Source organism: Flavobacterium johnsoniae (genome assembly GCF_001879205.1).
GTDB classification, from domain to species: Bacteria; Bacteroidota; Bacteroidia; order Flavobacteriales; family Flavobacteriaceae; genus Flavobacterium; species Flavobacterium johnsoniae_A.
This window is the reverse complement of the sequence record NZ_MLFK01000004.1, coordinates 1-11,484: the sequence shown is the minus strand read 5'-3', so window position 1 is coordinate 11,484 and position 11,484 is coordinate 1. Positions and strand designations below refer to the sequence as shown.

Annotated in this window: 4 protein-coding genes; 3 read left to right on the top strand and 1 reads right to left on the bottom strand. The window is 35.7% G+C overall.

Features of this window, described 5'->3' with window-relative positions:
- A partial coding sequence (locus tag BKM63_RS05215) for a PA14 domain-containing protein (RefSeq protein ID WP_242661101.1) occupies nucleotides 1–3,460 on the bottom strand: 3,460 nt, incomplete at its 3' end.
- Nucleotides 3,461–3,749: 289 nt separating this feature from the next.
- Here BKM63_RS05215 and BKM63_RS05210 point away from each other — a divergent pair.
- The 3 genes from BKM63_RS05210 to BKM63_RS05200 all read left to right on the top strand — a co-directional run.
- Nucleotides 3,750–4,220 (top strand): regulatory protein RecX, encoded by a 471-nt coding sequence (locus BKM63_RS05210; protein ID WP_071635586.1) that lies wholly within the window; start codon nucleotides 3,750–3,752, stop codon nucleotides 4,218–4,220.
- A 406-nt stretch (nucleotides 4,221–4,626) separates the two neighbouring features.
- Entirely contained in the window at nucleotides 4,627–9,144 is a 4,518-nt protein-coding gene (locus BKM63_RS05205) for a T9SS sorting signal type C domain-containing protein (protein ID WP_071635585.1), read from the top strand.
- Nucleotides 9,145–9,286: 142 nt separating this feature from the next.
- Nucleotides 9,287–11,484: DUF7507 domain-containing protein (locus tag BKM63_RS05200; RefSeq protein WP_207539237.1), on the top strand; the 2,198-nt coding region annotated here is incomplete at its 3' end.

Below are 11,484 nucleotides of genomic sequence, written 5' to 3'. Positions count from 1 at the left end.
TAGCATCACCTCCGGTTTTAAGTTCACCAGAAAGATTAAATGAGGCATAATCCGCAGAAGCATATTTGTACTTACTTCCTGCTCCGCCATTAGAAGGAGGAGTATTGTGTGTCCATAAATATATCGTTCCAATATTAGTATCACCAATAAGCTTATAACCGTCTATTGCCGATGGGTATGGATTTCCAAGTAAATTAAATTTGTTTTGTACCGTCGTTTTGACAACATCTCCGTTATTCGGAACTCCAACGAACGATGCTGTTTGAACTGAAGGATTTATAATATCAAAATTCTGAGGTCCTCTCACGCTGTATCCTTCTCCCGGAATCATTACTGATAAGTCTGCGTTGCGAATTACCCAGCTTGCATTTGGGTTATAACTTGTGTATTTATCTGAGAGTGTATTTGGTGACATTTTCTTAAGAGTAAAGCCGCTGGCCAGCGTTAATGGGGATGACCAGTAGGTATAATCGTAACGACGAACACTGGTTTCTCTTTTGTATGTAATGTCTCCACTGTTAACCGCGTTCTTGTTAGACTGCATTAAGCTTGAGTTATTATTGAATATTAATGAACCTCCCGGATTAACGGTTATTTCGTTGGTAAGTTTTAAAATCTTATCTGAGTTAACAGTCAATGTTGTAGTAGATCCCACTGAAAGTGTATGTGCATAAAATTCAGGACCGGCTCCGTCAATAACTGGTTTGTTTGTTGCACTATTTGGTATGACAACACAATCCGTTTGTTCTGGAACTCCGTTTGGCGTCCAGTTTGCCGGGTTACTCCAGCTAACTCCTGCCGAACCATTCCATTGTTTTGATACGTATGGGTTGATTGTTACAGAAGTTGCAGCAGATGTACAACCTGTGCTGATATTTCTTGCTGTTACATTGTATGTTGTTGGCGCAAGTGATGGAAAAATTCCGTTTGTGTTACTATAATTTGTACCGTCAATACTGTAGCCATATCCACTAGATGGATTAGAAACTGTAATTGTACCCGTATTGTTGGTACAGGTTGGCTGTGTAGTATTTGTTGTTGGTGCTGTTGGAGCAGGATTTGTTGTAATAGAAACAGGGGTACTACTATTCAAACAAGATCCATTGTACGCTGCTGATACAGTACGTCTATAATAAGTAACGTTTTGAGTTGTATTTACCGTTATGGCAGCCGGAGTATAATCTTCGCTATTTATTCCTGTACCCGTTGTAACATTTACCCATGGGCCCGAAGGGTTTGTGGATGATTCCCATTGAAATTGTATTGTTGGATTTACTTCTGTTCCAACATACTGATACGTTGATCCATCAATAACACCTGGTGTGCTTCCGCTACAAACAGCAGCTGGCGTTGTAGTTGCGATTGAGTTTGAAGATGCATTAAATTGAGCCATACTGAATTCAATAATATTTCCTCCTCCATTTTCATAATAATCCAGGACTAAATTATTATTTCCAGTAAGATTGATTAATACATTTTCATATGTTGTTGCTGCTTGTTCTCCCCATCGGTCAAAAACTTTTACGCCGTCTACATATAAACGAACACCATCATCCGCTCTAATACGAACTAAATGACATCCTGATTTGGTCGATTTCATTCTATAACGTACTGCAAATTGTTCCGTGCGAATACTTGCTCTCTGAACTCCATTTGAAAGAACAGGAAAACATACGTCATCACCTCCAAAACCTTGAACAATGGACTCTGATGTTTCATCATAATATCCTGCATATTCTGTACCTGAGAAAGGAGTTGTTGCTTCTACCGAAGAAGGTGAAGTTCCTCCCGGAGGTACTGTAGCACTAGTCCAGTTATAAATGTGTCCTCTCCATCTATTATCTGTTGTTCCTGTTGCTAAAGGATTATCTAATGAGTTTCCAACTGACTTTGCGGAAAGTACAATGCCTCCTGTTCCTACTGTTCCATTATTTGCACAACTCCCTGTAGATATAACAACTTTTACCTGACCTGAAAAAGTAGCATGCCAGTCTACAATTGATGTTCCAGCGCTTCCGGTATTAGTTGCAGAAGGGGATACATCTACATCTGTCGAAGCATTTAGAATGTTCAATTTTTCGTTAAGTCCAGAGAAAACATCACCAACTTCAAATGTATATTTATTTCCTTGTATAACATTTACCAAAGCATACTCACCAGCACGTACATTCCCCGTAGTTTGAGAACTGCCATCAATACAAAGTGTATAGGTTCCAACAGAATTTGTTGGGGTATTATTTCCGTTAATTACAAAATTGGCAGCTGTCTTTGCACAACTTGCTCCGTATCCTGCATAATATATTGTTGTTCCGGGGGTGTTTGTATTTGTTAAGCCTGAATTAGGTACATTGATTGGATTAAATGATGATCCAGCCTTAAGCAATGTACCACTTGCATTGTACCAATTAACAGGAGCTGTTAGTACAATCCCACCTTCAGATGTTGGAGGTGTAATTGTCCATAGAAAATCATCATTTACTGTTCCTGTATTTCCATAAGTAGTAGAGATTATAGTATAGGTAACACCGGTAACTAAATTTGCAGTAATTCTTGGTTCTCGCGCTTGTCCATCAGCATCATCATCTCCTCTCCAGTAGTCTGATCCAGAGCCCGAACAATTACCTGGTGTGTAAGCCCCGGAATAAATATATGCCGCACCGTCATAATTACCTGTATCAGACATCTTAAAAGTATAAGCTCCTGATGTAGTGACTGTAAAAGTATGAGCAACATAGTTTCTTGTCTGTGAGTCAAAACTACAATTAGTGGAATTTTGCATTGAATTTTGCACTCGTCTGGCTATAGGATCTATACTTGAGTTCCAAGAACCTGTAAAAGTATTCACAAAACTAGTATAAGGAGAAGCTGTTAAAGCACCGGTTCCTCCTTGGCAAATAACTACTCCTGTGGTGCTGGGTGGCGCAACACAATTTACTGTTCCATTAAAAGTGAAATCATTAATACTATATTGTCTAGTACCACTTCCTCCCCAAGCATAAACTCTAAAAGTTATAGTCCTAGTAATACCTTGGTAAGATGCTCCGGATAATGAAATTGTACCTCCAGATGCTCCGGGTGTTGCAATATTTGCACCAAATGAATCAACACTAGATCTTATGGCAAAACTTGTGGTATTGGACGCCTGTCCACTATAAACAAGACTAACAAAATTAATCGCATTTCCTAAATTTGGCGTCAAAGTAAACTCAAAATAATTATTAAGATTAAAGGTGCTCGGCCATCCCGAGGCATTAAATCTATCATTAGCATTTGAGTTTGATAGTCCTGAAGATCGTAAAATTCCAGAAACGGTAATATTGGGATCAACGATTTGCCCACTTGTAAATGCACTATTACTGTTAATGTTATTAGCATTAATATCATTTTTCCAAATTGATTGGCTAAAACTAAGTACTGGTAAAAAAATTAAAACAACAATCAAAAGTAGTTTTCTAATCATATAGGCGTGGTATTAAATTTTGTTTTTGGTGTAAACTCAATAAAAAACATGAAATTTCGTTATGTACGAAACTTGCTTTTTTATTGTTAAACTGTTAAAAATCTTGTTAGTAAGTGTTTAATGTATTAAACAGTTTAACAAACAGAATTTACGGTCAAAACTATTACAATTTGGAATAAAAAACAACTCTTTAAAAAAATGGTTTTGAGAAAACTAAATAAATTATCATAAAATTTAACAGTTAATTATCTATTTTTATCAATAAAAGTTAAAAAGAAAGAAAAAAGCCATGAAATCAATTTGTACTCCAAAGGAAGCTTTACAGAAATTAGAGCACTTTTGCGCCTATCAGGAACGCTGTCATGATGAAGTTGTATCGAAACTTTACAGTTTAAAAATGACATCAGATGAAATTGATTTAATTGTAGTTCAGTTGATTGAGGGGGATTTTTTGAATGAGACTCGTTTTGCCTGCAGCTTTGCAAGAGGCAAACATCGAATGAAATATTGGGGAAAAATCAAAATTACAAACGAATTAAAAGCCCGGCATATTTCTTCCACAAATATTACTCTTGCCCTAAAAGAAATTTCAAATGAAGAATATTTTGAAACTTTCGAAAATCTTTCAGAAAGAGGGTGGAATTCCATTCACGAACAAAATGCTTTAAAAAAGCGTAAAAAATTCTGCGACTATATGCTGCGCCGTGGTTATGAAAGTGATTTGGTATATGAAAAAGTAAAAGAATTAGAACAAAATTAAGAGCGGAATAACGGAAAGAAAAATCTTTTATGTACACTTTTGAAGTATTCAATTTCACTTCATAAAAAATCCAAATTTACCTACGTTTTAAAAAATAACGGACAGTTGTGAAAAATTACTTTTTTGCAGATTTTTTACAAAACGCGACGTTTTTTGTATTATTAGCGTAATATTTTAGTCTATTTTGGACTTATATTACGGATTTTTCTTATTTTTAACAAGCTTGTTTTATAGGAAATTCCATTGATTCCTAATTTTTCTGATGTATTTCATCGATTATTTTGTCGGTTTATCGATTATATAGTGGTTATAAAAACCGCGATAAAATCAAACACGTAGATGTATCTATATTTGCTCGGTTCGAAAAACTATGCCAGCATAACAATCTGATAGAAAAACATCTAGTATGAAAAAAACTCTACTCTTATTTTTATTTTTATTGCCTTTTTTGGGAATTACACAAAATATTGATTTTGTGCAATGGAATGGTTCAACAGATTTAGCTCCAACTATTTTAAACAATTACATAGTTGCAAGTAATGTTACTGGAGCGGGTTTTTCAAACGGTAATCCAACCCCAACTTATGATGGAATTGAAGGTACCAATTGGCCAACAGGAGCAATAAACCTAGGACGCTATTTTCAAATAACATTAAATCCGATTTTAGATGGTCGAATTGTGTTAAATGAAATTTTATTCAACTACAAAGGAAACTCTGCGGGGTATCAGATTCGTTATTCTAAACAAGCCGATTTTTCTTCCCCAGTTACAATAGCTAATGTAACCGGAGCGGCAACAAATGACACTTCTACCCCTGGAAATCTATCAGGATTGAATATAGCAATCAATGCCGGCGAAAGAATATACATTCGTTTTTACGCTTACAACGGTGGAGGAACTTGGAAGTTAATGAATAATAACCTTTTAAAGCTTAGAGGGACTATCGCACAAAATCCATCTCCAATGAATGGAACCTACATTGTAGGAAGTGCAGCGACAGCAAGTTTTCCAACTCTTACTAGCACAGTTAGAGCATTAAATGCAGTGGGAGTTTCTGGAGCAGTTAATTTATTATTAGATAATACTAACTACAATATTTCTACAGGCGAAACTTTTCCATTAGTAATTAATCCTTACACGGGAAATACAAATTACAAAGTAACTTTTAAACCTAATACAAACAGAACGGTTACTATTGAATCTACTAACTCGCCATCTTATACTTCAACACCCGCAGTATTTAAACTTAATGGTGTCGATAATGTAGTTTTTGATGGAAGTAACAATGGTACTACGACTAAAAATCTAACCATTTACAATAATAACCCTATAAATCCAAAGAAATCTGTTATCTGGATTGCCAGTGAAAACAGTACAAATGGAGCTTCAAATAATGAAATAAAAAATTTAATTTTAAGACAATACTATCGCGATGATAATATTTCAGTAGGAGTATTTGGGGGTGGAACAAGTGAAGTTGGAAGTGACGCACAAGCTGCAAATTCAAACAATACAATACAAAATGTAACTTTTACAAAAGTTGGTCAAGCAGTATATTCCACAGGATCGGCATCTGCACTTTCATCTAATTGGAAAATACAAAATAACGTGATTGGCGGAACAACAACGGCTGATAAGCCTTTCGTAGGGATTTATCTTTCAAACATGAAAGATTATGAGATTTCCGGAAATACGATTAATGGAGTCGAAAAAAACACAACAGATTATAATCCTTTGCACTCAGGAATAATTATTACTGGTTCAAGTAATGGGATAATTTCAAAAAACACAATTAATAACATCAATAACAGCGTTGGAAATGGATATTGTGCAGGAATCTATATTAACAGTAATAACAATAGCGTATATAACAATATAATTAGTAATGTTGTTTCCTCCAACATTGGGCATGGAATTTATTTAAATTCAGGAGATAATAACAAATTCTATTACAATACTGTTGTAATGAATAATAATTCAAACCCAACTGGGTCATCATGTCTTTATATTGCTAATGGTACTAATGTTGCAATAAAAAATAATATTTTTTATAGTTCACAGACAAATGGTACGCAATATTTAATAAATTCAAATATTGCTCAAAGTGCAATAACAGATTTCAATAACAATGCCTACTATTTATCGACAACTACCTCTAAATTTCAAAATAGATTGTCCACAGGCTCTTATACTGATTTAACATCTTGGATGACAGCAATTACTGCTCCAAAAGAAAGAAGTTCTATTGCTGTTGAACCAAAGTTTATTTCGACAACTGATTTCCATTTAGCTCAAAATACCACAAATTCTGGTATACATGCAAAAGGAGAACCAATAACTGGTATTACTATTACCACCGATATCGACGATGAAATCAGAAGTACAACAACACCTGATATGGGTGCTGATGAAATTATTATATGCGAGCAAGGAGATCAAACTTCATTTGGTACAAACTCATGGATTGGTTACGTGTATAAATGGACTGGAAACAATGCTCCAAATCCAGCATTAAACGACGCTCCTGCAAGCGCAACAAATGTTTTTATAGGAAATGTGACGGAACCAGCACAATTTGATAGAAATGTTGGCGCAGGTGCGGTTAGAGGTGTAACAACTAATATTTGTGGAACTCCGCCCGTAGATAAATTTTTCGTTCGTTATAAAATGAAAACAACTACCGTTGCAGGTATTTATAATTTTACGGTTGCCGGAGACGATGGTATTAGGCTTTATATAGATGGAACACTTGTAGTTGGACGTTGGAATGATCATAGTTATCTTGCAGATGCCGTACAGTATACTTTGACAGCGGCTTCTCATGAGTTTGTTCTAGAATATTATGAAAATGCTGGATCTGCTCGTACAACTATTTCATACGGAATTGTACAGGGAGATCAAAATCTTCCTTATGGAAATAAAGTTTGGAATGTTTATGGGTTTACACAGAATAACTTAGCACTTGAAAACATAAAATCTAGTTATGCGGGAAGTTATGTTGATTCCAACTTAAATGTAGATACACAAACATTCTGGAATAAAACCCAGTCACCATCAAGTTATTCGGGATGGCAAGGTGCACCAATACCTGTAGATAATTTTACAGTTAGTTACAGACGCCAAGGTTTTCCTTGTGGCAGCTATCAAATACAACTGGTAAATTGTGATGATGTAGGTGAAATATACCTAGACGGGACAAGTATTTATCTACAAAACGGATATACCACAGCTTTAACGAATGTTGGAACATATCCCTTAAATTCTGCTTCTAAAATTGAAATTCGCCTTAGAGAAGATGGAGGTGATGCCAATGTAGCTGTTAAATTTGTTAGTGTACCAAATATCTATGATGGAACTTCAACTCCAACAAGCGGTACTGCAATAACTATAGCAAGATCGAATGTAATTTTAGGATCAGATGTTTCTGTTTGTTCTTGTACAATTCAAGATGGTGCTAAACTTACGGTTCCAAAAGATAAAACGCTAACAGTAGATGATGCTTTAATTTTCGAAGGAACTGGAAAAATTCTTATAAGTAATGGCGGCTCATTATTACAAAATAATACAACTTCCAGTGCTTTTCAAGGCGGAACAGCTTCATTTGAGATGCAAAGAAGCACATCAACTCGCCGTTACGATTATACGTACTGGTCATCACCATTAACATTGGCTTCTGGTTTTACGCTTAAAAAAATGTCACCAAATACACTTGCTGACAAGTATACAAGTTACGATCCAAATGCAAGCTGGGTAATCCGCAACGCAGACTTATCAGTAATGATTCCTGGAGAAGGATACAGTGTGAGAGGACCTCAGAATTTTGACATAACAACCCCAGCAACTCAAACAGCCTCATTTATTGGAGTTCCGAATAACGGAGATGTGGTAAAAACTACTGTGCAAAACAAATTTAATTTGCTTGGAAATCCATACCCATCGGCAATAGACGGCTATAAACTTATTAATGACACAAAGATAGGAACAGTCTATTTATGGACACACAACACTCCTCCGGCTAATGACGGGACAAGTAATAAATACAAATATAGTTCTTCCGATTATGCGTCATTTAATTTATCTGGCGGTATCAAAACTGGTGGTAACACAAGTCTGCCAACAAGATATATTGCAGCTGGACAAGGTTTCTTTGCCGCTCCAACAACTACAAGTATTACCTATACAAATAGTATGAGGGTTGGCGGCAGCAATAGTACTTTCTATAAAACAGAAAAAACGAATGATCTTGAAAGAAATCGTATATGGCTGAATTTATCAAATGCAGAAGGGGCTTTCAAACAAACTTTAGTAGGTTATATTGAAGGAGCGACAAACAGCTGGGACCTTAATTTTGATGCAGTTGGTTTTAACGGAAACAGCTATGTTGATTTTTACAGTATCAACGAAAATACAATATTATCAATTCAGGGACGTGCACTGCCGTTTGAAAAAAGTGATGTCGTTCCATTAGGTTACAAAGTAACAGTTGCCGGCGATTTCACAATTTCTATAGATCAAGTTGATGGATTTTTTGGCGATCAGGAAGTTTATCTGGAAGATAAAAAAACCGGAATTATTTCGAACCTAAAAACCGGAAACTATACTTTTAAAACAGAAATTGGAACTTTTAAAGATCGTTTTACTCTTCGTTACACTAATAAAACATTAGGAACCGACGATTTTGAAAATGTGGATGGAGGGCTTTTGGTTTCTGTAAAAGATAAAGTGATCAAAGTTACATCTGTAAAAGAAAATATTAAAGAAGTTAATCTTTTTGATATTTCGGGAAGACTTATTTATCAAAAAGTAAAAGTAGGAACAACAGAACTATCAATATCTAATTTACAATCAAGTGATCAGATTTTGTTGGTAAAAGTTATTCTCGAAAATGATTATACAACGACTAAAAAAGTAATTTTTAAATAGTCAGGAAGTAAAAACAATAAAGATCCGACAGTGAAAGCTGCCGGATTTTTCCATGTAAAAACGATACAAATTAAACAAGTAAATATTGCATTAGAAAATTACCATCTCATTAACCCAAATCAACCAAAAAATCACAAACTATATGTGCCCAAAATCACTTTTGTTTACCCGTTCTTTATTTTTAAAATTAACATTAATTCTGTTTTTAATATCATTCAACCTCTCCGCACAATCTTCGGTGTCACGAATCTATACGGATTGGAATGGGTATTGGACATCGAATTCTTCAACACCTGTAAATAATCGTCCTGACTTAGACAATAATCTAATTGCTTTTTCCTGGAAAACCAAAACGTACTCTACAGGCGTAAATGATGGTGCCCTTGATGCACGCACGATTGATTATTCTAAACAAAAATTCAGGGCATTAAAAATTCAGTCTTTAGGAATAGGTCCAAGTACTTATTTTTTACAAGGTTCTAAGATTGACGGATCAAATGCCACTACAAGACTAGAGCCTGCATTGGCTGGATCTACGGCTACTGGTGCAGAACTAGCGTCAAGATTAACCGATGGTGTAAACGGATTATCGCTAGGAACCGGAGTAGCAAATATAAAAGAGGGTAGCGCAGAATTTAAAATAGGAACAAGCAATCTAAATTTAACCGGAATTAATGATGGTACTCCTGATTTGATTGTAACTCAGGTTGCAGAATACGGAGGTAGTCCAGATAAGTTTAAATTTATTGATGCTACTGGTAAAACTGTTGGAAAAGAATTATCCATAACTTTTGGTTCTACTACTCCTTCAATGGGGACTTACAGTCTGGATTTGTTTAACATGAACGGAACTTATGCTTTTACACCTGCTGCAACAAGAGAAATCAGAATGCTGGCAATTGAAACAAGTGAATTCGAAATTAATGCTTCTAACGCATCATCAGTAGATCGATTTGTTGTAACCTTTTCGGGTAGTTCAGATTGCGCTTTTATCGCTTTTAATACCAATTCATTAAAAATTGCCGAATTACAACTTTTAAAAACAGCTTCCATGACTTCTTGTGGAACGGAAGGCAGTACAATCAATTATACATTTGAAGTAAAAAATCCCGGTGAAGTTCCTATTACAGATATACATATAACAGATCCAAAACTTATTACTTATACTACTGGAAATACCATTGCAAGTTTAGCACCAGGAGCAAGTGCAATATTAACAGGTACTTATACCGTTACAGCCGCAGATGCAGCAGCTGGAAGGGTTATTAATTCTGCAAAAGTGACAGGAACAGATCCATCGTTAAATACTGTCGAAGATATTTCGGGCACATCATTCGCTAATGATACACCAACCTCTATAGATTTACTTGCTCCTCCAACGATAGGCACAATAGTTAATACAACTTGTACAGATTTAGGAACAGTAGTTTTAAATAATTTGCCAGGAACAGGAAACTGGGAAATTGTAAGAAGCCCTGACGGGGTAATAAAAAGAGGCTCTGGTACCAGTACAACAATTACAGGTCTGACGGCTGGAACAGTTTACAGTTTTAGAGTAACAAGCGCTGCGGGATGTAAATCTCCTTCAAGCGCAACAGTTACCGTTACCAATCAGTCGTCTACGACTTGGAATGGAACCAGCTGGTCTAACGATCCTCCAAATAGCACTAAAAGTGTAATTTTTACAGGGCCATATACATTTACTGGAAATCTTGATGCATGTTCTTGTACAGTTAATGCAGGTGTAAATTTAGTTGTTCCCTCAGGTATTATTTTAAATATTACTAATGGCCTAACCGTTAACTCGGGAGGTTCATTAATATTCAATAATAACTCAAGCTTAATGCAGTCTAACAAGAACGCGGTTAACAGTGGAGACATTACATACAAAAGAGAAACCAGTGTTCGTCGTTATGATTATACGTATTGGTCATCGCCATTAACACTGGCCAGCGGCTTTACTCTTAAGAAAATGTCACCAAATACACTCTCAGATAAATACACAAGTTATAACCCAAATGCAAGCTGGGTAATCCGCAACGCAGACTTATCAGTAATGATTCCGGGAGAAGGATACAGCGTGAGAGGACCTCAGAATTTTGATATTATAAATCCTTCAGTTCAAACAGCATCGTTCGTTGGAGTTCCGAATAACGGAGATGTTGTCAAAACGACAGTACAAAACAAATTTAATTTACTTGGAAATCCATACCCATCGGCAATAGACGGTTATAAACTTATTGGTGATACTAATATTGGAACGATATATTTATGGACCCACAATACTCCTCCTTCTAATGGCGGAGCAGGAAGTAAGTACAAATATGCTTCTGCGGATTA